At 62.8% G+C, this 21,610-nt stretch carries 14 protein-coding genes; all 14 read right to left on the bottom strand.

Translation table 11 applies throughout. The features are described from left to right. Positions 1 to 165 precede the first annotated feature (165 nt). A complete protein-coding gene (locus HMPREF9465_RS11260; RefSeq protein ID WP_005437084.1) occupies positions 166 to 360 on the bottom strand; it encodes a hypothetical protein in 195 nt (64 codons plus the stop codon). Positions 361 to 751: 391 nt separating this feature from the next. Beyond that, entirely contained in the window at positions 752 to 3,835 is a 3,084-nt protein-coding gene (locus tag HMPREF9465_RS11255) for a conjugal transfer protein TraG N-terminal domain-containing protein (RefSeq protein WP_005437083.1), read from the bottom strand. 9 nt (positions 3,836 to 3,844) lie between these two features. After that, a complete protein-coding gene (locus tag HMPREF9465_RS11250) occupies positions 3,845 to 5,299 on the bottom strand; it encodes a conjugal transfer protein TraH (protein ID WP_005437082.1) in 1,455 nt (484 codons plus the stop codon). Between the two features lie 59 nt (positions 5,300 to 5,358). Next, positions 5,359 to 6,546 carry a conjugal transfer protein TraF gene (gene traF, locus HMPREF9465_RS11245; protein WP_005437080.1) on the bottom strand — a complete coding sequence of 396 codons (1,188 nt, stop codon included), beginning with the start codon at positions 6,544 to 6,546 and terminating at the stop codon, positions 5,359 to 5,361. Between the two features lie 26 nt (positions 6,547 to 6,572). Continuing rightward, complete coding sequence (gene traN / locus HMPREF9465_RS11240; protein WP_005437078.1) at positions 6,573 to 8,960, bottom strand: conjugal transfer protein TraN; 2,388 nt, start codon at positions 8,958 to 8,960, stop codon at positions 6,573 to 6,575. A gap of 1 nt (position 8,961) precedes the next feature. Then, complete coding sequence (locus HMPREF9465_RS11235) at positions 8,962 to 10,179, bottom strand: hypothetical protein (RefSeq protein WP_005437076.1); 1,218 nt, start codon at positions 10,177 to 10,179, stop codon at positions 8,962 to 8,964. A 50-nt stretch (positions 10,180 to 10,229) separates the two neighbouring features. After that, on the bottom strand, positions 10,230 to 10,976 hold the full coding sequence (locus HMPREF9465_RS11230) for a hypothetical protein (RefSeq protein WP_005437074.1): 747 nt from the start codon (positions 10,974 to 10,976) through the stop codon (positions 10,230 to 10,232). Between the two features lie 13 nt (positions 10,977 to 10,989). Then, positions 10,990 to 11,832: a hypothetical protein gene (locus tag HMPREF9465_RS11225; RefSeq protein WP_005437072.1), complete on the bottom strand. Its 843-nt coding sequence runs from the start codon at positions 11,830 to 11,832 to the stop codon at positions 10,990 to 10,992. 78 nt (positions 11,833 to 11,910) lie between these two features. After that, on the bottom strand, positions 11,911 to 12,954 hold the full coding sequence (locus HMPREF9465_RS11220) for a TraU family protein (RefSeq protein WP_005437070.1): 1,044 nt from the start codon (positions 12,952 to 12,954) through the stop codon (positions 11,911 to 11,913). After that, positions 12,954 to 14,279 (bottom strand): hypothetical protein, encoded by a 1,326-nt coding sequence (locus HMPREF9465_RS11215; protein WP_005437069.1) that lies wholly within the window; start codon positions 14,277 to 14,279, stop codon positions 12,954 to 12,956. Before HMPREF9465_RS11215 ends, HMPREF9465_RS11220 begins: the two co-directional genes overlap by 1 nt. 41 nt (positions 14,280 to 14,320) lie before the next feature. Beyond that, positions 14,321 to 16,696 carry a hypothetical protein gene (locus tag HMPREF9465_RS11210; RefSeq protein ID WP_005437068.1) on the bottom strand — a complete coding sequence of 792 codons (2,376 nt, stop codon included), beginning with the start codon at positions 16,694 to 16,696 and terminating at the stop codon, positions 14,321 to 14,323. Next, on the bottom strand, positions 16,693 to 19,356 hold the full coding sequence (locus HMPREF9465_RS11205; RefSeq protein ID WP_005437067.1) for a TraC family protein: 2,664 nt from the start codon (positions 19,354 to 19,356) through the stop codon (positions 16,693 to 16,695). Before HMPREF9465_RS11205 ends, HMPREF9465_RS11210 begins: the two co-directional genes overlap by 4 nt. Continuing rightward, entirely contained in the window at positions 19,356 to 20,111 is a 756-nt protein-coding gene (gene traV / locus HMPREF9465_RS11200) for a type IV conjugative transfer system lipoprotein TraV (RefSeq protein WP_005437066.1), read from the bottom strand. Before traV ends, HMPREF9465_RS11205 begins: the two co-directional genes overlap by 1 nt. 27 nt (positions 20,112 to 20,138) lie before the next feature. Next, a complete protein-coding gene (locus HMPREF9465_RS12585; RefSeq protein WP_005437064.1) occupies positions 20,139 to 21,554 on the bottom strand; it encodes a TrbI/VirB10 family protein in 1,416 nt (471 codons plus the stop codon). Positions 21,555 to 21,610: the final 56 nt, after the last annotated feature.

The raw sequence follows: 21,610 nt of genomic DNA, 5'->3' as shown, positions 1-21,610 counted from the left end.
GGTACGGACGGCCTCGGAGAAGGCTTCGGGGCCCAGCGGGCGGCCCGATGCTCGAAGCTCGGAAACGTACTGGTCGATATGGTTATCGAGGGGGTTGGTGGACTTCTTACGAGAATTGCGTTTGGTATTCGTGTTCATTGGATGCACCCGATTGGCGGGCTCCGATTATCCCATGGACACAAAATTTCTGACGCTCTCGTCGGCCCTGAACTGCATGTAGACGCCGCAGCGGGACTTCTTGCCGTACTTCTGGCGAAAATCCTCAGTAAAGAGGCGAAGTGCGTTGGTGTCGCCGCGGACGTCGGCAAAGAGTTGGAAGCCAAGGCGCTCGGCAATGGCTTTTGCTTCATGAAATTCCATAGTTGAACATATTTCAGTGAGAGTGTTAGGGGAGACATGTTTGTCGAATATGTGCTAGGGTGTAAAAAACAATCTTGAGTTGAGGGCTCCTATGTACACGTTTGTTGACGAGACAGCTGATGGAACAGTTTTGTATGAAGTTCGTCTTTTGGGATGGTGCTTATGTTGGGCGTTCTACTATGGATCCGAAATTTTTGAAATAACAGGAGTCCCTTTTGTATATCGAAGATTTCGAGGTGTTAGTTCAAAGCCGACTTTCATGGAGTGGTTGGAAATGCACCGACGTTTGTGGTCAAAGAAAACAGTCTATCCAAAAGGGACTAAGTTCAACTATAACTTCAGAGCAGATTCGCCAGGACGTATCGGCTATCTGTTCGGAAGTCGGGAGTAATTATCGCCTGTTTTTGAAGTTGTTCATGATTTCATCTTCGGACATCCCGGAATGAGCGACACTTCCAAGTTCGGTTAATGTCTGTTTTAATTCAGGATCGTTTGTCGATCTTTCATTCAGCGTGTTATAGATTTCTTGCGGAGATGAATAAGTCAAGGCGCCACCGAATGCTCTTTCAAGTACGCTACGAATCCCAGTCTCTGCTTGCAAATAATCAGACGAAGCAACCATGCTGAGCCCGAGCCTGAAATTGGCCAAGTCACGTTCCTGGTGTGTTTGTGCCATAAACTCATTTTTGGATGGCAACCTGATATCTTTTTCAGCCCTTCGCCTACTAACCGAATCGTCACTGACAGCCTGCACGGCATGGGTCGAGCTTTGATAATCATTCACAATGTCTTCACGGGAAACGGCAACGAACGCTTTCCCAGTTTGGCCGATTGAAGGCGCTTTAAGAGGCAGAACTTGCTCATACTTAGGCGTGTTTCGGTTGACTAATGCACTCAAAGCCGCACGGCTTTCGGAGCTGGAGTTAAACGTTCTCAACGCTTCAAATGCATCACCTCCTGCTATGGCCAGGCCGAGGTCTCGCACTAAGTTTTCCCTGTCTTGCGTTACATTGTTTGACTTTCCACTCGTTGCCGTATGGTTTGCCGATTCGAGGTCGGAATTGCTGTCTGTGGTGCTTCGTCCCTCATTGAGGCCATGTTGTTCAGAGAACTGAGCGTTTGTCGAGTCAGACAAAACGTTTCTAGTGCCGTTAATGACAGAACTGTTTTCTCCCGTCAGTTCATTGACGGAGAAGGAGTTCCCAGTTTGATAAGTGCTATTTCTAGAATTATAGGTGGTGAGTCCTGTCACATCAGCCAACATTGCTGCAGTCGTTCCGGTCGGACCGGCATTCAATCTGAAAAGTTCAGTTTGATTCATGCTAATTGATTCCGCCGTTTTGTTAGATGGAATGTTATGGTTAGGTCTTCCTTTATTGGTTTTGGCGAAACTGGCGATTGTGCCAATGGCTGAGGGAGCTGTGCTCAGTACATTCAATAACTCGATTCCATTGGTTTCGCTTGATTGTTCAGTTCCATTGTGAATGGCAGGGGTATCTGCATTGTCACTGTTGGAGGAGTTAGCCTGAGTAGGCTTATTGGTATTGAAAGTGCTGGAGGCGCCGGCGCTCAATGCCACACCAGAAGAATATTGGAATTGATTTTGGGAACTTCCATTTCTGGAAGACTGTGACCCAAAAGCGCTCGAGTTGACGGTGCCATAATTTGTCGATTCATTCGTCCCGTACGTAGTGCCGGAGTTCCTGGTGACGCTCCAGCCGTCATCGCGATTGACGCTGTTGGTTACGCCGCTACCCGAAACGGACTGAACCCCAGAATTCGTTGCAAGCGTACTTGCATTGGTCGCAACCGACGAGGTGCCAAAGTTATTGGCATCCTGGACAGCGTTCATATTCGCCGTGTCGGAGGAGACGCCAAGGTCGGACTTCCGGACGTTAATGGCAGTCATTTGTCCTGCGGAACGGTCGAAGGCCGCCGTACCTTGAGCGAGTTCGACCTTGTGCGTGTTCGGATCCGCCCAGTTGCTCGATGTGTCGGTCTTGTTGGCGGACACGTTGTTGAGAGAGGCGTTGTTCAGGGAGGCGTTGCCGGCGGACACGTTGCCCATGGCAAGCTGGGAGCCCTGAGCCTGAGCTGCCGAGGATGCGGGGGCGAGAACGGAGGAGGTCATGGCGGTGAGGGCCATGTCGCTGCCCTTTGCGACGGCGTAGGCGAGCACGGGGACGAGCCACAGGAGCGAGCCCGCCATTGCCTGAGAAGTGGCGCCTGCGTCTCGAATCATGGTGGCGGCCGCAAGGGTCACGCCGCCGGCGGAGTTCACGAGTTGATTCATCGGCTCCATGTCGAGGTGAAGCGTGAGGTAGTTGATGATGGCCGTGATCGGCGCCCAGAGGCTCACGGAGATGAGGAGCGTGAAGTAGGCGCGGCAGACCATTGCGCCGCCTGCACCCGTGCCGAGCATCATCAGGAAGACCATGGGCCAGAGGCCGATGACGGTGAACTCAAGGATGTTGCGAAGCTTCGGGAGAGCCGATCGGGCCATTTCGCTCAGGGTTCTGTAATTGATCTCGGAGGCGAGGTTGCCCTGGGAGCGTGCAATGGCGACGCCTGCCGAAAGAGGCGCCTGACCGGCCTTGGCTGCAAAGGTCATGGTGGTGTCCGGGATCGCGGACATCATGAGGGACTGTCTGAGAGATTCCGCCATGGTGCGCGAGACGCCGAGCATGAGAGATTCGGCCTGCGGAATGGCCGTGGAGAGGGCCGCGTTGACGCCGTCCTTGAAGTCGACGTTGAGCTTGAGGCGCAAGCGGGACTCAAGGGCGGGAATCTCGGTCTTCTCGAGGGTTTTCTTGAGTTCTTCAGCCGCCTCCGTGCAGGTCAGGACCTTGTTGTTCATGAACACGCGACGTGCCGGATTGACCCAGCCGTTGGTGGATATGAGTGCATTGATGTCGGGGGCGTTGAGGAGCTCCTGACGCTTGACGGAGTTCTCGAGAATTTCGGGAACGATGCAACGTTCCGTGAAGTTGGTGAGCGACATCTTGCCGTCGGCCGTGATGGGCTTGACGGAGAGCATGGTCGTGACGACGCGCTGCGGGAAGGCCACGCCGAAGCGTGTGTAGCGTGCCGCGTCCACGTCTCCGAAGGCCGTTTCGAACGATTCGGTGAGCCAGTAGGAGGCGCGGGAGATGACGGATGCGGGCCATCCGATGCCGAGCGGGATGTTTTGAACGACCTGAACGTTGGCGGAGCGCACGTCTCTCACGGCGATGTTGACGCGGGGAACGAATGCGGCCGAGAAGATGAAGACCATGGCCGCGATCCAGACGATGAGGTCGCCGCCCCTGTAGCGGACGGCGGCGCCTGCGGCTGCGCAAATGAGGCCGAACAGGGCGACGCAGAGGAGGAGCGAGCGGTAGTCGTCGGTGCCCGTGATGAGTGCGAGGGTCGTCCAGAGGTCGGCCACCTGCGCTCCGTTCCAGTATGCGTAGAAGTCAAGTGCTTCGGTTGTCATGAGGATTCCTTACTGGGTGATGCCGCTGCCCGGCATCGTGGAAAGCGCCTCGATGGCGGAGTCACCGTAGATGGTGCGCTGAAGGTGAGAGATGTAGGAAATGAGACTCGAGACCTGGGAGACCCTGCCCGACATGACCTTTTCACGGCTCAGAAGCTCGGCTCGAAGGACGTCGCAACGGGCGACAAGCGTTTGGGCGTACTCGGTCGCCTGACTGTTGGCCGATTTGGCGGACGAGGACGATACGACGCTTTTGGCGTCCTCGGTGAGCTGTCCGACTGCGGTGAGGATCGCCTCGTAGGCTGCGACTTGGGCGAACGTCTGGAGCATGCCGTCGGAGAAGTTGATCATTCGCGGAGAGGCGGCGAGTTCGGCCAGTTTGAGAAGCGGCAGGGAGGAGATCGTGGCGAGCATGGTCATCTCCTCTGCAGTGACTCTGGAGACGTCCCTGTAGACAAGCGAACTCCTGTAGTTCGTCATGGCCTTGTAGATCTGGTTGTTGAGATTGACGTCGATGTAGGTGGTTCTGGTCGGATTGAGGCACTTGTCTTTTTCATCGCACTTGTAGACGACGGCCTCCGTGGGAGTCTTGTCCGAGCCGGGTTCGCCGAGGACGGCGTTGAGAAGGTCGAGCGCGGGGTAGTTGCGCTCCTCGATGGTGGTACTCGTGCCCGAGCCCTTCTTAACGAAGACGCGGGTGCCGATGAGCGACATCATGACCTCGCGCTTTTCCTGAGTGAGGCGCTGAGAGCCCTTGCCCGAGATGAGGAGGGCCCAGGTGAGATTGAGTTCGGAAGCCTCGACGATGTTGCCGCCGGTGTCAGTGCGCGTGGGCGCGCTGGAAACAACCTTGCCGCCGTCAGCACGGGTGAGGGAGTCGGCGTCGTGAGCGTCTTCGGCCTGACCGAGACTGCGCAGGGAATTCCTCGCCTTGTGGCCGAGTGTCGAGATCCATTCGTTGGGTCCCGCGTTCATGATGTTCTCGGCGACTTGACAGGAGTCTCCGAGCATGCTGGCGTAGCGCATGAGCATGTCGCGGAACTGAGAGATCTGTTCGTTGAGGTCGGGTGCGAGCGACTGGAGGGCTGCATGGAAGGCGAGCCCGGGCAGGGCCGTGCCGATCGAGCGCACAAAGCTCACGAACTCGTCTTTCGACGGAATGGAGAAGGCGCCGAGGAAAACGTCGATGCCGCCGCAGCCGGCCTTGAGTTCGGGCCCCTGAAGGTAATAGGGCTGGAAATCCTCACGATTGGCCTTGAGGATGAAGCGGCCGCCCGTGACGGTGTCCATCGAGGCGGACGCGTAGAGGCCCGGAGCCGTGTAGCTGCTCTGAAGGCCGGCGTCGTCATAGAACTCCTGAAGGAACCCGGCCTGAGAGGTGCAGGGCGGGAGCGCAAGGAGGACGAGGAGAGGCAGAAGCGCAGGCTTTGGCAGATGAGGTGCAAATGAGTTTCTTCTTTTCATGGGCTGAGTTTCTTGGTTGGAGATTTTTCGTCAATCAATGTGCTGGTCGGCATACGGCGTCAGCGAACGGGTTTCGGGTTGAGCGCGGCACCGGCGTGAGGGATCACGACGGGCGGAGTATCGGCAGTTTGGGCGGACGGCATCCTGAGCGCAGGATCGGGTGGCAGGAGCAGAGAGCCAGTGGGCGCGGCGCGGCCCCTGATGTGTGGCGTGTCTTCAAAGCCCGAAGGGTTCGAGAGGATGAAGACGAGGCGGCGTGAGAGTTCCTCGCCCGAAACCGCGCCTGCGGCGATGAGCATGCCGTCGCGACCGGCAAGTCCTCCGCGCAGGAGTGCGAAGTCGGGTCGTGACATGGCCTTGGGGTTGGGCACGAGAATGACGGCGGGCAGGGTGTTGACGCCGAGCTTCTTCGCGCGGCCTGCGTCGGGCTGCACGAGGTCGAACCCTTCGAAACCGGGAATGCTGGTCCCGGCGGCGGGGGCGTCGATGCCGTCGGCAACGGCAAGGAGCTCGAGTCCCCAGGTGTTGGCGAATGCACGAACGGGGCCGGCGGCGACCTGCGTGAGGGGATCGCCCTTTTTGCCGATGAAGAGAAGGCCGGCGTCGCCCTGAAGGGACTTGACGAGCGCATGCGACTTGTCGCGCTTCATGGCACCGAGCTCGACGGTGGCGAAGTTCGCGGACGGTGCGGTCGTGGTCCAGTCGTAGCCGGGGTTCTGCATGCGGCCGAGCTGCCAGGCCTGCGCAAAGCGGGCGGAAAGCGCGAGAAGGTGCGCGTTGATCGCCTGATAGGACTGCATGTTGGCGGGCGACGGATTCATGATGGCCGTGTTGAGGCGGCGTTCGCGTTCGGCTCGAAGATCCTCGACGGTCTTGAAGGCGGTGAAGTCCTCGGGGTCGAAGGGCTTTTCATCGGGCTTGACGACAGACTGGGGTTCGGGCGGCTCGACGGTAGAGCCGGGACGCATGTCGGGCACCTCGTTGTCGCCGTAATAGAGGAAGGGACGATCGGGATCCGCCCAGACGTCCTCGTCCCACCAGGTGGACGGATGACGAACGTCGGGTGCATCGTGAGGACGAGCGGGGGCGTAAGACGCGAATTCGCCCTGCGCATTCGAAAGGGATGAATCGAGCGGATGGCCGCCTGTGGACGGAAGAGGTCCTGCGAATGCGTCAGCAACGGTGCCTGCAAAAAGGAGGAGGCAGAGCGCGGCGAGGATCATTCCGGTGATGATGTTGATCTTCATGGTCGGTGTTTGAATGGACGAGAGGTTCACTTCGAGCTCGGGGTGGAGGGGCCGCCCGTGCCGTCGGGTTTCGTGGGCTGGTCTTTGGAGGCGACGGTGTCGGAAGCGCCGGGGAGCTTGGCCGTAGTGGCGAGTTCCCCCTTGACCATGGCCTCGATGCGTTCCCTGGCGCGTGCGGCTGCGGCCTCGGCGGAAATGTTTCCGCGGGCCGTGACTTCCTTGACGATGTCGGCGATGAATTCGGAGAGGTCCATCTTCGAGAAGTCGAGCTTTGCGAATTCGTCGATCGTGAAGCCGCGGGCGTCGGGCTTGATGGGGTTGCCGAAGTCGCGTCCGAGCTGCGGGCGGCCCTGCTCGTTGAGAATGCGGGCAAGGCGGGAGTTGAAGCAGACGTGCTTTTCGGCGGTTTCGACGCAGCCGAGCCCCGTCACCTTCTTCTCGCAGGTGGTGCCCACGTAGTGGCAGAGTCGCTGGGTCTTGGCGAGTGCGGTGCGCTGGTCCGTTGCGCGGCAGCTCTGGTACTTGTTCCAGAACTGGCTGGCCATGGCGGAGACGAAGCCCGCGGACGAGAAGTTGAAGGTCCAGCCTGCGGACTCGGAGTACTGGGCGGTTGCACCCCAGAAGGAGAACGTGGGGGAGTAGGCACCCGTGCCCGACGAGCCGTAGATCTTGTTGAGGAGCCACGAGGTCTTGTCCGACCAGGAGAGGAGGTCGTAGACGTAGGGCGAGCCGATCCACTTGACGAATTCGACGCCTGCGGCAACGCCGAAGAGGAGGTACTGGCCGAAGGCGGCGTTCGAGGTGTTGGGGGCAGCGTCGGCGCGGCAGCAGGTCTCGGCCGCCATGCGGTCGCGGCAGGTGGAGACCGTGCCGCCGAAGAATTCGTTGACGTTGGTGTCGCCGTAGACGGAGAGCTGCCGTCCGATCTCAAGCTGAAGGATTGCGTCGATGAAGTCGCCGTCGGCCGTGTCGCCCACGTCCTGGCACTGGTCGCCCACGCAGATCTGACCGTCGCAGACCTGGCCCACGGAGGCGGAGAGGCCGGGACGCGTGCACGAGTAGACGCGTGAGGGTCGGGGACAGTCGGGGCTGCCGTCGGAGCAGGTTTCGGAGACGAGCTTGCAGGACGGGTCCTTCTCGTACTCGAGACATTCGTTGCCTTCGGCCCTGCAGGTCCACTTCTCCTCCCATGCCCAGCAGGCGCGGTAGGCGGGACGGCCTTCAACAAAGCGCAGGCCCTCGCCCTCGATGCAGGTGCGGGACGCCAGTATGCAACCAGACGAATTGTCGGTGGTGCTCGCGCGCGAGAGGAGCGAAAGGGAAGCAGTCATGACGGAGCCGTCGTCAAGGAGACAGTCGTCGTTCACGCGCCAGTTCGTGACCGTCATGGCCTTGAGGAAGGTGGCGGGTGAGACGGATTCGGAAGTGACGGACTCCGTGCAGACATAAGTCGACTCGGTTCGGCGACAGTTGCCGTCGGCGTCCGTGAGGGTACATTCGGGCTCGGCCGCAAGCATGCAGTCGCCCGAACCCGAAAGGTTTTTCAGGGGGCCGCAGGTGTCGGTCGACGACGATGTGCAGGTCATGGTCGTGCGGTATTCGAGACAAGGGAGGACGCCCGTGGGGTCGGTCTTCACGCAGACCGTGGAATTGACGGTGCAGTTTTCGCCCCGGGCGGCCGCATCCTCGAGCTCCTTCCGGCAGGCCGAGTCGTCCTCGGTCACGTCGCCGGGCGTCGTCACGACGTCGTCGGTGATGATGTCGTCGCCGATGATTTCGTCACGCGTGCAGCGATAGGTCGAGGACCAGCGCACGCACACGCCGTGTTCCTCGGTTTCGCAGACGGGGTCGGTGAGCTTTTGGCAGCCCGCGAGTTCGAGCTTCTGGCAGGAGGCCGCGCCGTCGACGGAGGGACAGAGGATCGTGCGTTCGGTCACCCAGCAGACGGGATTGGCGGAGACGAAGTGTCCCTCCCAGTTCTCGACCTCAATGTCGCGCGCGTCGTCGTCGAGGCAGACTTCGGCCCCGATGATGCAGCCGGCAGGGATTTCGCCCTTGGTTTCCTTCGAGTATGAGACTGTGACGGAGGTGTCGTCGATGCGGATGCCTTCGCCCGAGGGTTCGGACTTGCAGACAAAGTCGGTCGTGGTCTCGAGGCAAATGCCGCCGGACTCGGCCGAACAGACGGGCGCGGAGAGCGTGCAGTCAGTGAGCGTCGGATTGGCGTCGACCGTGCAGCGAGAGCCCGCGGGATTGACCGTCACGCAGGTAAAGGTGTTCTCGTAGCGAATGCATTTCCCGGAATTGTTGTTCTCGGCGCAGACGCGGTTCTCGAGCGTGCAGACGGGATCAGCCGCCTGAACGAGGTTCGGCAGCGGGAGAAGAAGAGGGAGGAGCGAAAAGAGGCGGCGCATGTCAGGAGCCCTCCGCAGTCGCAGCCGTCTTGGGGCGGATCGAGGCGCAGTGGTCGACCCATTCTTCCTTGATGTAGTAGGACTCGTTCACGTAGGTGAGGGTGAGCCTCATGGAGCCCGTCATGTAACCGTTGTAATAGACGCGGGCTCCGAGCTTTGCCGTGCAGGTGGGGCCGGAGCATTCACGCTTCGTCCATTCGTAGTCGGCCTTGCAGCTGCTGTTCGTACGGTGGGCGATGTTTCGGAGGGTGTAGCCGAGCGAGATTCGCGTGGACTTGAACCCCTTCACCTGGATGGCCAGATAGGAGGAGTTGCCGCAGGTGTGCTGGCCGATGAGGACGTCGCCGTCGGAACAGGGGTCGTGGCTGAGACTGTATTCACCGTTGACGCGTGCGGTGGTCTTGTCGCCCAGGACGCAGCCGTGGTCGTTGTTCGACTCGAGGACTTCACTGCACTTGACCGTTTCGGTCGTGGCGTCGGTGGAGGTGCACACGCCCGAGAAGATCGCGCGTGCGACGGCCGAGGTCTCTTCGGTGACGGTACCGGAGGCGGCGGAGGATTCCTTGCCGAAGAAGCATCGCTCGGTCCAGACGGAGGATGCGGGCTTTCCTGAGACGGTCGTGAGGCAGGAGCGCTCGGAGGACGTGCCTTCGCCTTCGGCGCATGCAAAGTACTTTGCCGTGACCTTGCCGATCTCGACGGGGCCGATGCGGCAGGCCTTCTCGTTCCACCAGCCGCCCGCTCGACAGGTCTTCGTCACCTCGACGGGGTCGGCTTCGATGGTCACGTCCTTGCAGGTGTCGTTGTCGTCCGGCGTTACGGTCGGATTGTTGACGATCTCGTCGCGGCCCGCGAGCACGTCCTCGCCGATGACGGGACGCTCCGGAAAGCCCTTGTCGAGCACCTGAATGGCGCGACAGGTCGTGTCGGTCTTGCCGCGACACTCGATCACGGTGGCTTCGGCCGAACCCGTGAGCGTGCCCTTGCCGTCGGCCCAGAGGTTCTTGACGTCGTCGAGACCTTCGGTCGACCCGCCGCCCACGGCATCAAGCACGCCGTCGTGGTTCGCCATGATCCCGTCGATGTCGGGAAGCTGAGTGTTGCGCGCAGCGGCAACGGCCTCGGCAACCGTCACGACGTGCGAGGGCAGGGCAATGGAGAGACCGAGCGCGAACGTCATGAGTGAAATGAGACATCGAACGGGAACTGTACGGGTCATGGCTCTCAAAGAGGTGTAGAGATTGGGTTTCAGGGGGCGGTTTTGGGTGTTCAGGGCGCGATTCGGCCGAGCGGCGTTCCGTCGAGTACGGTTTGAAGGGCGGCGATGCGGGTGCGGTCCGATTCGTCCATGACGGCGTCGGCGAGCGTGCGACGCCACTGAGAAAGGGCCGAGACGATGGAGGCCGTGCCCGAGACCGCATAGACGCTGCGGCCGATCGTGAGGAGAACGGCGGGTGCGGTGGGCGCGGCGGTCATCACTTCGTAAACCTCTTCGGTCCTCGCATCGAGCCTGCCGCCCGCCTCTAGACCCTCTTCGGCAAGGGCCAGAAGGAAGGCGAAGCGTTCAGGATGGATCGCGGCTCCGAAGCCTGCGTCAACGAGCGGCGCAAGACGTTCGGACGTTGCTTCGAAGTCGGTCCGGTAACCCGTCGGGGTGCGCGTCACGGGGAGACCTCGAACGAGGACCTCGACGTCCGCAGCGTCACCCACGAGCTTGAGTTCCTCGGCCGCCGTCTCGACGAGCGAGGACGTCATCCCCGTGTCGAGCAGAATCGTGATGCGGGGTCGCCAAGTGTTCGAGTTGTCGGACTTCGAGTCCGAAAAGGCTTCAGGAGACGAAGAGGCGGAAGGCGCGGCGGCGAGCTCAGTAGACGGAGCCTTCTCCACTTCACGGACCTTGGGCGCAATCGTGGCGGACGAGGGTTCGAGAGCAGTGCCTGCGGGTTCTGAGGCGAAGGCAGCGGGGAGGAGAAGGCAGGAAAGGGCGGCAGCGCCGAGCGTGGACACAAAATTCATGACGGCTTTCCTATTAATGGAGGGTTTTCGATGCAGCGGGGCGCATGGCGGGTGCGGAGAGGTCGATCGACTCCTTCGAAGCAAGGCCGGCGGGGACGGGCGAATCCGGAATCCCGTCGGCATTGAGCGCAGGTGTCCAGACGGAGATTTCCGACGGCGTGAGTTTCACGAGGGCGGGCCAGTGATTGAGACCGAGACGGCGCGTGAGGACCGAGCCCTGGTCTGCCCAGACGCGCGTGCCGAGCTTTTCCTGAGCGAACGCAACGCTGCCCGCTGCCACGACGGGACGAATGGCGAAGGAGGCGGTGGAGAGCATCCTCATCGCGAAGTTGACCTGGCCGCCCGCACGGGAGTCGAAGAAGAGAAGGAGGCGGCTCACGTCGTTGAAGAGCTCGGCGCGCCTGATGTCCTCAACCGAAAGACCCGTGGGTCTGCGAATGAGCGTGGTCTTGACGGCCATCGGACGGAATTCAGGAAAGACCGGGGACCGCATCCATTGAATGAGCGTCTCTTCCTTTCGCTTCACACGGCGGGACCATTCACCCGACTCCACGGCAAGGCGGGCGTTGGCCTTGAGGATCTCCTCGAAGTCGGGGTCCGACGAGGTCTGCACGGGATGGTCGGCAATGAGCGTCGTCACCTCGTAGTGCTGAGAAGGTTCGGACGTGCAGGCGGCTTCGGCCGAGTCGGCAAGGCTGATCAGGAAGACCGATGCGGCGGCCGGAATGCAGACGAGCAGGCAGAGGCGAAGCGCCGAGGCGCAGAGGCGCTCGATGAGGTTGGGCCTCACGAAAAGGCTCCGGCTGATGGGGTCGTCGGGCGCAAAGGGCGGCGTGTCGTTGGATTCGTGCTTCATGAGAATCTCCATTGTCTTTCTGTGGGTTTTGGGTTTATGAATTCCCGCAAAGGACTTGAATGCAGGGTGTTGTCGGGCTCATCCGCCCCATTTGGCGGACATCGAGCAGCAGTCGCGGCGTCGCCAGACGAGTACCACGCCGTCCTCGCCGCCTGCACTCCAGCTCTTTCCCGAGCCCGAGACGACGGTGGTGCGCCCGAGCGGGCTGCAGCAGGAGCCGTCGGTGTTCTTTCCCGAGTGCGCAGGCCAGACGAGCTGGGTGCGCCAGACGTCCTTTCGCATCAGGGGCTCGTAGAAGGACTCGCAGAGCCCCTTCGAGCCGTGGGCGGCAAGAAGCAGCCCCTCACGCGAGAGCTTCATCGCAAAGCGGTGGGTCATCAGCTGCCAGACGGCCGTGTGGGAGGTGAGCGATGCGCTCCAGCCCGTGAGCGGAAAGACGTTCCCCTGACAGCCCGAGCACCAGTAGAGGGAGTTCTGGGGAAGGCCCGAAGAGGCGGACGTGCAGTCGGCGGCGCACGCGCCCTGGGCGATCGGATTCGCAAAGAGCGCGGCGTCCGGGTTCAGGATGAAGCTCGAGAGCGTGTCGTCCCATAGGGGATCAAGTTCGGACATGTAGGCGAGGTCGAACGTCTGATGGTCCAGACACCCGTCGTCAAGGAGCGCCTCGAGAATGAAGAGCCAGGGCGTCGCATACCAGTGCACCTGACGAAAGTCCGTGTGCCGCTTCATCGAGCCGTCGGGCTCGTGCGAATGCACCTTCACGTGGTCTGATATGCGAAGCCCCATGTCGCCCATGTTCACGCCGCCCATCGAGGGAAGACACCCCGCATGACGAACGATCTCCGCCGTACGAAGGGGCTCCCAGAAGCTGAACGTGACGCCGGCCCTCAGGTTGAGGCCTTTGCCACAGGTGCAGAACGGTCCGCCCGCACCCGTGTCGGGGTCGGGCAGAACCGAGGTGGTGAGCGAGGCCTTGCCGCCGATCTTCACGGGAAAGACGCAGCTCCAGCAGACGTCGGTCACGGGATTGAGGATCTCGCCCTGACAGACCGTGGCGGCATTCACCGTGAGGGCTGCGACGAACATCGCCGCGCCCGGAAGAAGAGAGGAAAGCGTGCGCATCAGGCGTTCTCCTCACGTCGGGCGAGACGGGCGGCCCTTTGGGTCTTGCGTTCTTCGCGCTGCTTTGCCCGGCGTTCGGCCCTTTGGGCAAGCTCGGCCTCACGGAGTTCGTGTGCGCCGTCGGCGAGCTTTTCGAGAATCGAGGTCATTTCGTTTCTCACGGCCACGTAATTCTCGCGCTGGCGTGCGGCGGCTTCGAGTGCCTTTTCGTCGACTTCAAGCCCCCGGCGGGCGGAGTTGTCGAGCGCAAGCGTCACGGAGAGGAGCGACTTGAAGCGCTCGGCCCAGACGCAGGCTTCGGCTCCCGTGAAGGCGGGAACATTGCCCGCCCTTGCGGCCTCGTCATAGGCGTTGATGAGACCGATTTCGGCAAGGGTCTTCATCCAGGGGGCGAGCTTCTCGCCGTCGCGAAAGCCCTTCGGGTCGACGCGGCCCGTGGCGCAGGTCACCGTAAAGCCGCCGAGGCGGGGTTCGATCAGACACGGCATCTTGTCGACGGCCAGAAGCGCACGCAGAAAGCCGCGCGTGTCGACGACGAGCGGAATCTCCCACGCATCGAACGGATTCGTCGCGGGGACGCTCTCGCCCGCATAGACGACGGCGGTCTGCGGATCCGCAGTCCAGCAGTCGGTGACGAGCTTCACGGTGTAGGCGTTGATGCGGTTGATGAAGACGAGCGGACGACGGTGCTTCCAGACGTCGGCGGCACCTCGTCCGAAGAGAAGCGAACGGCCCACGGCCAGATGCACGCGCGAAGAACGCTCGGACGTGAGCGCATGGGCCCAGCGCACGAGTCCTGCGGCACGCGAGACTTCACGCGAGGCCAGATGGCCGTCGTGACGGGCATCCCAGGGAATGGCGTGGTACGTGCCCGTGAGCCTTGCGGTGACGGCGGGGCAGAGCGCGCGCTCGCGGGCCTCACGCTCGGAAATCCCCTCGGGATCCTTCTCGCAGGCCCTTGTCATTGCGCGGGCATGGCGTTCGGCCGCAAGGCCGCACGCTTCGAGCACGTCACGGGCTTCGGAAACGGTGAGCGTGTCGAGCCTTGAGGCCAGACGCCTGCCGTTGGCCACAAGGCCGTCGTGCCCTAAACGCAGGAGCGCTGCCATCACGGCCTCGGCCGTCGCACCGCCCGTGCCCTTGAGGTACTGCGAAAGCTCGACCGTCAGAAAGCCCGCGGCCGACACGTCGGGCCAGGAGCGGATGCGCCTCCGGAGCGCACGCTCGTAGAACTGCTCTCCGGGCTCCACGGCGACATTGCTCTTCGGAGCGGGCGAGACGGGCGCGGAGCCCCTCACGCCCGAAGGCGGGGTCACTTGATTCATGTCTGTGCTCTTTATCGAATGGCTGTTGTCAGCGTTGTTTGTCAGCGGTTTTTGACGGGAGCAGCTTCGGCGGAGGGCGAAGGTGCGGACGTCGTGGCGTTGGGGACGGCCGTCATGGCGGCGGAAAGTCCCGAGGGACTCATGAGGCCCGAGACCACTTCGCGTGCGGCAGCGGCCGACACGTTCTTGAGGCCGAGGCGCTCGATGACGAGGTTCGTCACGTCAAGCGTGCGGCCCGTCGTGGAGTGAGCGGGGTCGGGCATGGCCAGCACGGCGGCTCGGGAGAGGACCGGCGCACCCGCCATGTCGGCGGCCTCCATCACGGCGGCCCTGAAGAGACGGTCGTCAAGCGGCAGCGACATGCGCGAGGCTTCGTTGTCCGTGACGATGATCTTTCTGAGTTCACCTGTCAGGTACACGCTGTCGACTTGAGGAGCCGTGCGGCCCGTCGGAATTCCCCTGGCGTCAAGGAGCGCCGTCATCAGCATCAGGTTCCTGATCTCCTCGTCGGCCACGACGGCCGTGACCGATACGGGCGTGTGCATGACCGTGAGGTCGGGCACGACCGACTTCGCCGTCGTCCAGGCGGCAAAGGCGGCCACGGAAGAGACGCAGGCAACGGCAAGCGCCGCCCTGAGACACCCCTCGAGCCCCGACCAGCGTGCATGAAGGCGGTTGAGCCTTTCACGAACGACGTCAAGACGCGATTCGCGCTCCTTTCCTTCAGCGCCTTCGGCCTTCCAGGCGCGAGTCTGGTGCGGGGTCGGAAAGCCGCCGAGCGTCTCGTGCGTGCCCGTGCGGACGGGAACGCGGGGACCGGGCTTCGGGCCGCGGCACGACACGCGCTGGTCGCGGGATTCACTCTCCGCCATCACGTCCTTTTCCCAGGCATCCATGCGGCGGGCATAGGCTTCGTCACGCTCGACCTGAGGACGTTCGTCCTCGTCAAACGCATAGCGCGGCGGACGACGCACGTCGACGAGCGCGTTTTGCTCAGCCTCGGCATCGCGCACGCCGTTTCCCCAGAGCGAGTTCCAACCCTTGCTGCGGGCGTCCTCGTTCCGGTCGGGAACGGAATCCGAATCACCTTCCCGAGAGGGACCATTCTCGAACGCAGGATTGCCGCGCTCCATCTGCTCAATCTTCCTGGAGACCAGCATCGAAGCCAGTTCGGCACGCGTGGGCTGGGTTCGGGCGTGAAGCCTGAGAAGGGCCTGCCTCGCCGTATGCTCGGCATCAATGCGCTCGGCCTCGAGGTCCACGGTCCTTGACGGATCGGCGGGTTCCTCAACGGGCGGCTTGACGCGCACGGGCGTTCGGCGGCCGGAGAGAACCTCGGTCGCGTGATAGGGACGGCCCTGACTGTCGAGCTCAACGGGGTCGGGGTCCTCGGCCGCGGGACGGATCACGGAAACGGGCTTTTTCACGGGACGGTCGGCAGAAGACTGATCGTCATCGTCGTCAGGCTCGTCATCATCGATCTCATTGTCGTCGGCCGATTCGGAAACCGAGACCGCCGGGTCGGGAATGTCGTCGTAGTCCTCCTCTTCGTCTTCTTCGCCTTCGATGTCGATGATTCGGGAACCGTTCGGGGACTGACTGCCGGAAGGTCTGAGGACAGGCGAAGATGGCGCTTCGTTCGTTTCGTCCGCGGGTTTTCCGCGGACTTCTCCGGGCGCTGGACGGTCGTCCGCCTTCATGTCCGTCATGACCCCGGACGGGGCCTCATCCATCAGCAGGGAGAGGACGGGCTTGACGTGGGGGACGGGCGCTGCGGGTGCGGCGGACGTGACCGGGCCTTCGGGCTTCTTCGCGGCTTTCGCTTCCTGCGTTTTCTGAGCGGGCTGGCTTTCCGTCTTGGTTTCGACCTTCGGCTCGACCTGTTTCGGAGCCTTCTGAGTCTCCTTGGGCTCGGACTTCTGCGCCGTTTTCTGCGCGGGCTTCGCTTCGGGCTTTTCCGAGGGCTTCTTCACGTCTTCGGTCCTGGCCTGCTGAGCCCTGGCCTTTGCCCGGGGCTTCTTCGCCTTCTCCTCGGACGGGAGAAAACGTCCCGTGGCGTCACGCTCGGGCATCTTGACGGGGGCGGACGGCTTCTTTGCAACGGCCTTCTCGTCGGACGTCGTCTCGTCCTTCTTCCTGTTGATCTGCGGCATGGCGCGCACGGTCTGCACGGGTGGAAGGCCGGCGGATTCTCCTGCGGCCGCGGGTTCCCTGCGCTCGGGCATTGCGCCTGCACGGGCCTTCTCGATCTTGTCCTGAAGGGCGTCGTCGGCTTCCTTCGCGGTCTTCCTTCTTGCCGTCGTGCTCGCGCCTCGGGCCGACTTCGGCTCGATCGAGGGCTTCTTCGGAGCAGAGCCCGGCTTTTCTTTCCTGTCGGTCTTTTCCGTCTTTTCGCTGCTGTTCTTTTGTTCGGTCATCGGTCGGATTCCTGATTTCGGTTGAGGGCTGCAAGGGCTTCGGGCGTGGGTTCGAATGCGCCGTTGGCGACGGCGCTCACGGAAGCGGCCATCGTTGCACCCGCCTCGCGCCATGCATTGACGGCGGAGACTTCGGCGGGCAGCGACGAGTAGAGGACCTGCATGAAGCGGTCAAGCACGAGGCGTCCGATCGCGGGCGGCGCATCGCCCACCTTCACGATCATTTCGGACCACGCTCCGCGAACGGTCGTGAGTGACGGCAACGCCGCCCTGAACCACGGGTCGGTCGCGAGCTGCCCCTTCGCCTCAAGGCTCGAAAGACATTCGGCGTCCTGCCTCAGATAGATGCGCGTGTCGGCGCAGCTCCAGGCGGCCTCGGCCGTCTCGCTCTTGAAGAAGTCTGCAAGCGACTGCGTGGCAACCACGAACCCGCCCTTGTGCTTTCGCGCACGACGAAAGCCCGAGGCGATGAACTTCCCGCTGTGGCCCGAACCCATCAGGTCCCAGGCTTCGTCGATGAGGACGAGCTTCACGGTGCGACGGTCGAGAGACATCGTCTTTTCGATCCAGAGCATCAGCGTCATAAGAACCGCCTGTCGAAGCGCGGGGTGAGCGGAGAGGCCCTCGAGCTCGAGCACCGTAAGACGACTGCTGAAGTCGATCGGACGGCCCGAGCCGTCGAACCAGCGCGCGAGCGGACCATTGAGGTAGGGCTCGAGCTGCATGCGCAGGTCGTCAAGTCGCCTGTCGTGAACGGCGCGTTCTGCAAGAAGCGCATCGAGGTCGGCAAGGGTCGCAAGCCTTCCCTGCATCGCCGCCATCTGAGCGGCCGAGGCCGTGAGCTGAATGAGCACGCTGCGCTCGAGGTCGGGAAGAGGACGGCCGGGCGAGACGAGTTCGCCCAGAATCGACACCACCGATTCGATCCCTTCGGAGCGGTCGTCGCCCGCAAGGGCCTCGAGGATCGCAAAGGGATTGAGATCCCAGACGTGCTCCTTGTCGAAGACGAGAAAGGCCCCGTCGAGCACTGCGCAGGTCTTTTCATAGGAGCGCCCCACGTCGATGATCCAGACGAGCCCGCCCTGCGCGAGGCAGCTGAAGGCCAGCTGGTTCATCACGACGGACTTGCCCGAACCGGGCTTGCCCACGATCGTCACCGAATAGTTCCCGCTCGCGTTCGCAAAGGGATCCACGTGCATGATCTGACCGCGACGGCCCACGAGCGTGAGAAGCGGAGTCCTGCGGTCACGGTCGTCGCGAATCGGCGTTCCCTGCCACTCGGTCATCACGGGCGAGCCGCAGATGCCGGTCGCAAGAGTCCTGCGCTGTATGCGGAAGCTCCTCTTCATGTCCTCGACGAGAAGCGGACCCGCACACATCGGAAGGGCTCCCATCAGGGCCTGCGCATGAAGGCAGGTCGTGCGCCTCACGTCCATGCCCGCCTTGCGTGCAATGGACTGGGCGGCGTGAACGGCCTCGGCCTCAAGTCCCGCAGGTGCAAGGAGCAGGTACTGGTGCGCCACGCGCGCGATGCCCCCTTCGGTCTGGAAGCTGTTGACGGCAATCGTCCACTGGCGCGCCTTTTCGGGATACCAGGGACTGATCTGCGAGACGGGCGTGTGCGACATCTGCAGCGCACGCATGCGGTGGCCTTCGGCCTTGACGCGCTCGGAGGCGGAGTCAAGAACCGCGATGATGCTCGTGAAGAGGAAGGGGCACGGAATCTGATGGCCGCCACGACCGAGCTCGCCGAGCATCTGGCTTGTGAGGGCGAGCGAGATGTGCCCGCCGTAGTGTTCGACCCCAAGCCCCACGGCATGAACCGCGGACTTCCTGTCAAGCGTCTCGAATCGGATGCGGTGCTTCTCTACCGTCACCTCCGTGTCGGCCTTCATCACCTGAACGGACGGAGGCTCGAACGGGTTCGCGGACGGACGCACGAAGTCGCCCGAGCGCATGAGCTGCGGGTTGAGGATCTCGGAAGCCGTGCCGACGAGCACGTCCGCATCCCACACGCCCATGAAGAGCCCCGCCTGCTCGAGCACGGCGGAAATGGCCCTGCGCGCGGTGAGGACCTTTTCACGGACCTCCTCGTCGTCGGGCTTCGTCGTCGGAACGACAACCGTGAGCCAGACTCGCCAGTGCCTCGGATACACGGGAGCCTGGGGCGTGAGCTGCTCGACCGCACCCTTCACGAGGTTTTCGGCGGCCCAGTTCGTGGCCGTGTCGATGATCCCTTCGGCTTCCGGGCTCAGCGGCGGAAACCCGTCGGGCACACGTGCTTCGGGAACCATCAGCTCTGCAATGCCCCTTACGGCCGACGACGCGAAGGCCGTGATCGAGAGGACGGATCCGGCTTCAAGCGGAGCCGCGAGGCCGATGAGTGTCTTCTCCATCTCGGACGTGACGCCCGTCTGCGGAAAGATCTCGATCGCAAAGCCGAGTCCCTCGGGGTTTTCGGGCTTGTCGCCCTTCAGCGTGAAGAGGCCGTCTGGCGTGGCGGACTCCCAGGGGAGCGCCGTTGAGAATGCGTCGACGCGCTCGCCTGTACCCGGAATGAAGCCGGGAATCCCGGAGGAGACCTTCAGGTTCTCGTGTCCTGTCCTGATCCGCCGAAGGATTTCGATGAATTCCCCGACGGGATTCTTTGAGGAGGTCATCACGGGTTCTCCTCAGGAGCCTTCATCTTTTCCGCGAGGACGTCGGGGTCATAGGGCGTGCCCTTGAGGGCCGCCTTCTGGGCTTCGATGAAGCGGCGGCTGCCGTCACCGAGCGAAGAGGCGACGTCTGACTCTGATGCACGAACTCTCGGGACCGAAGTCTGAGCGTGCTTCAACGCCGAACGACGGCGCTCGAAGGGAAGGCGCACGACGGCGGAGCCCCTGTCGGCGCTTTCGGCTCGCCGCCGGGCTGCGGCCCAACGGGCGTCGAAGGCGCGGGCGTGGATCATCTCGCCCTCATGAAAGTCGCCTTCGTCGTCCGTCCAGGGCGCGATCCAGATGGTCACGATCACCTCGGGGAGGCGCTTGGGCGAAGAGCGGCGCTCAGGCGCTCGTACGGCGGGTGCGGCTACGGAAGCCTGAGCCGCATCGGCCTTCACCGTCTGGACGGCGGGACCCGCAGGCGTTTCGTCGGCGGCCTTTCCGTTCGTGCCTTCAATTTCTGGAAGGCCCTTCGAGGCGGCCTCGATTGCCTTGTCGCGTTCGATCCTGTCGGGCGTGCGGCCGCGGACGCTGTCCTCGTAGGTGTCGGAGAGCGAACGACAGGAGACCCCCGGCGTCATCGGGCAGCTGAAGTCGTTCTCGGCGTTGAGGCCCGTGAGGGTCCCGCAGCCCGAGAGGGCGAGGGCAAGGGGAAGTGTGGCAAGTGCAGGGGCCGTGCGGCGCAGAAGGCGTGCGGTCTCGTTTCGAATCATGGCTGGATTCCTGTGTTGTGTTTGTCGTTATCGCTTCGAGGGATCGGCGAGCAGCACGCCCTGCGAGAAGACGAGGTCGACGGAGCGGCCGGCATCCACCTCAAGCACGGGGAAGATGCGGTCGGCGAGTCTCAGGTAGTAGTCGGTGATGCGGTCCATGGAGTCGGAGAGGCCTTCGCCCATGCCGGACATCCAGGCGTTCTTGTATCGCTTGCTCTGCGTGCCCGTGATCGACGTCGTCACCTCCTCGGAAGAGCGGGTGATCGATTCGCCCAGCCCCAAGAGCAGGCCGACGGAGAGCGCAGAGGCAATGGCCTGACCCGATCGGGTCACGAGCTTTCCTCTCACGCCCACCTTGCCGTCCTCGCCCACGGCGTAGCCGGAGACGCGCACGTCGAGTGCTTCTCCCTTCTTGCCGACGCAGGAGAGCCGGTCGAGCCTCACGAAGGCGCGCTCGGAAGAGAGGTCGCCCGTGGCCGAGGCGGTCACGTGGCAGGCCGTCACCTGACTGCGCCAGGCATTTGGCAGCACGGCCGTGTCCTCAAGACGGATCACCATCGGAAGCGGCTGGCTCGCAGCACCTGCGCCCGTGGAGGCATAGACCCCCGTCAGCAGCCTGCCCCGCACGAAGGAGCCTGCAGGCAGGTAGTCCTCGACGGTCGTGCCCGCGGCCCTGTTCACCTGCAGAGGCGTGTCGGGGTTGAGCGTGGGCGAAGGTCCCACACGGGGTGCGGGCGGCGTCGGTGGGGCGGGAGGCGGCAGCGTCACCATCGCGAGCCTCGGGCCCGAGACCGCCTGTCGCGCCGCCGCATGCGCTTCATCCGGAACCTTCACGCCGCCCGAGATGTCGGGAAGCGCGGGGACGATTGAAGAGGCGGGTTCGTTCGTGTTCCTGGCGGGATCGGTGTGAAAGACCTTTCCGGGAGTCTTCGAGCCGAACTGGGAGGAGAGCTTCGAGATGTAGGCCGCATCGTCGTTTGCCTTGAGCAGGCTCTTGATGCGGGCCTCGGTCTCCTCGGGCGTTTCGCCCGGACGGGGCGTAAGGCCCGCGCGTCCTGCGATCGCCTTGAGGTCCTTGACTTCGCTTGTCTGCGTCTCGAGCCGGGACTTCTGGTCGGCGATGATCGCGCGCAGTCGCGTCTCGGTTGCGGCGGCCTCGCGCTGCACTTCCTCGATCCTGCGGCTGAGCGCAAGGAAGTTTGCGTCATAGCGGGCGATGAGCACGTCCTTGTCCGTGCCGTCGGGGCGCAGCGTGATCATGGCCGCTTCGGTCGGAGCCTTGCGGGCGGGCTTGGTGTCGGATGCCTCGACAGCAATGAAGGCGATGATCGCCAGAGTGGCGAGGATCGTGGCGGCGAGCGCCTTCTGCTTGAACCTTAGACTGCTGTTCGAGGGCTGGGAGACGCCGTCAGAAGACGCGGAGAAAATGTCCTTCAGCTGCATGACGACACTCCGGGAAGATGGCCGGCGTCAGCGTTGCGCACGGTGCATGCGCAATC

Origin of the sequence: Sutterella wadsworthensis 2_1_59BFAA (genome assembly GCF_000297775.1) — a bacterium.
In the GTDB taxonomy this organism is placed as follows: Bacteria; Pseudomonadota; Gammaproteobacteria; order Burkholderiales; family Burkholderiaceae_F; genus Sutterella; species Sutterella wadsworthensis_A.
This window is presented reverse-complemented; position numbering and strand designations above follow the sequence as displayed.

What these genes read in the sequence shown, in the direction of transcription:
- HMPREF9465_RS11230 (WP_005437074.1), bottom strand. Translation starts at nt 10,976, where the DNA reads ATGAATTTTGTGTCCACGCTCGGCGCTGCCGCCCTTTCCTGCCTTCTC.
- HMPREF9465_RS11225 (WP_005437072.1), bottom strand. Translation starts at nt 11,832, where the DNA reads ATGAAGCACGAATCCAACGACACGCCGCCCTTTGCGCCCGACGACCCC.
- HMPREF9465_RS11250 (WP_005437082.1), bottom strand. Translation starts at nt 5,299, where the DNA reads ATGAAAAGAAGAAACTCATTTGCACCTCATCTGCCAAAGCCTGCGCTT.
- traV (WP_005437066.1), bottom strand. Translation starts at nt 20,111, where the DNA reads ATGATTCGAAACGAGACCGCACGCCTTCTGCGCCGCACGGCCCCTGCA.
- HMPREF9465_RS11205 (WP_005437067.1), bottom strand. Translation starts at nt 19,356, where the DNA reads ATGACCTCCTCAAAGAATCCCGTCGGGGAATTCATCGAAATCCTTCGG.
- HMPREF9465_RS11260 (WP_005437084.1), bottom strand. Translation starts at nt 360, where the DNA reads ATGGAATTTCATGAAGCAAAAGCCATTGCCGAGCGCCTTGGCTTCCAA.
- HMPREF9465_RS11210 (WP_005437068.1), bottom strand. Translation starts at nt 16,696, where the DNA reads ATGACCGAACAAAAGAACAGCAGCGAAAAGACGGAAAAGACCGACAGG.
- HMPREF9465_RS11220 (WP_005437070.1), bottom strand. Translation starts at nt 12,954, where the DNA reads ATGCGCACGCTTTCCTCTCTTCTTCCGGGCGCGGCGATGTTCGTCGCA.
- HMPREF9465_RS11215 (WP_005437069.1), bottom strand. Translation starts at nt 14,279, where the DNA reads ATGAATCAAGTGACCCCGCCTTCGGGCGTGAGGGGCTCCGCGCCCGTC.
- HMPREF9465_RS11255 (WP_005437083.1), bottom strand. Translation starts at nt 3,835, where the DNA reads ATGACAACCGAAGCACTTGACTTCTACGCATACTGGAACGGAGCGCAG.
- traN (WP_005437078.1), bottom strand. Translation starts at nt 8,960, where the DNA reads ATGCGCCGCCTCTTTTCGCTCCTCCCTCTTCTTCTCCCGCTGCCGAAC.
- HMPREF9465_RS11235 (WP_005437076.1), bottom strand. Translation starts at nt 10,179, where the DNA reads ATGACCCGTACAGTTCCCGTTCGATGTCTCATTTCACTCATGACGTTC.
- HMPREF9465_RS12585 (WP_005437064.1), bottom strand. Translation starts at nt 21,554, where the DNA reads ATGCAGCTGAAGGACATTTTCTCCGCGTCTTCTGACGGCGTCTCCCAG.
- traF (WP_005437080.1), bottom strand. Translation starts at nt 6,546, where the DNA reads ATGAAGATCAACATCATCACCGGAATGATCCTCGCCGCGCTCTGCCTC.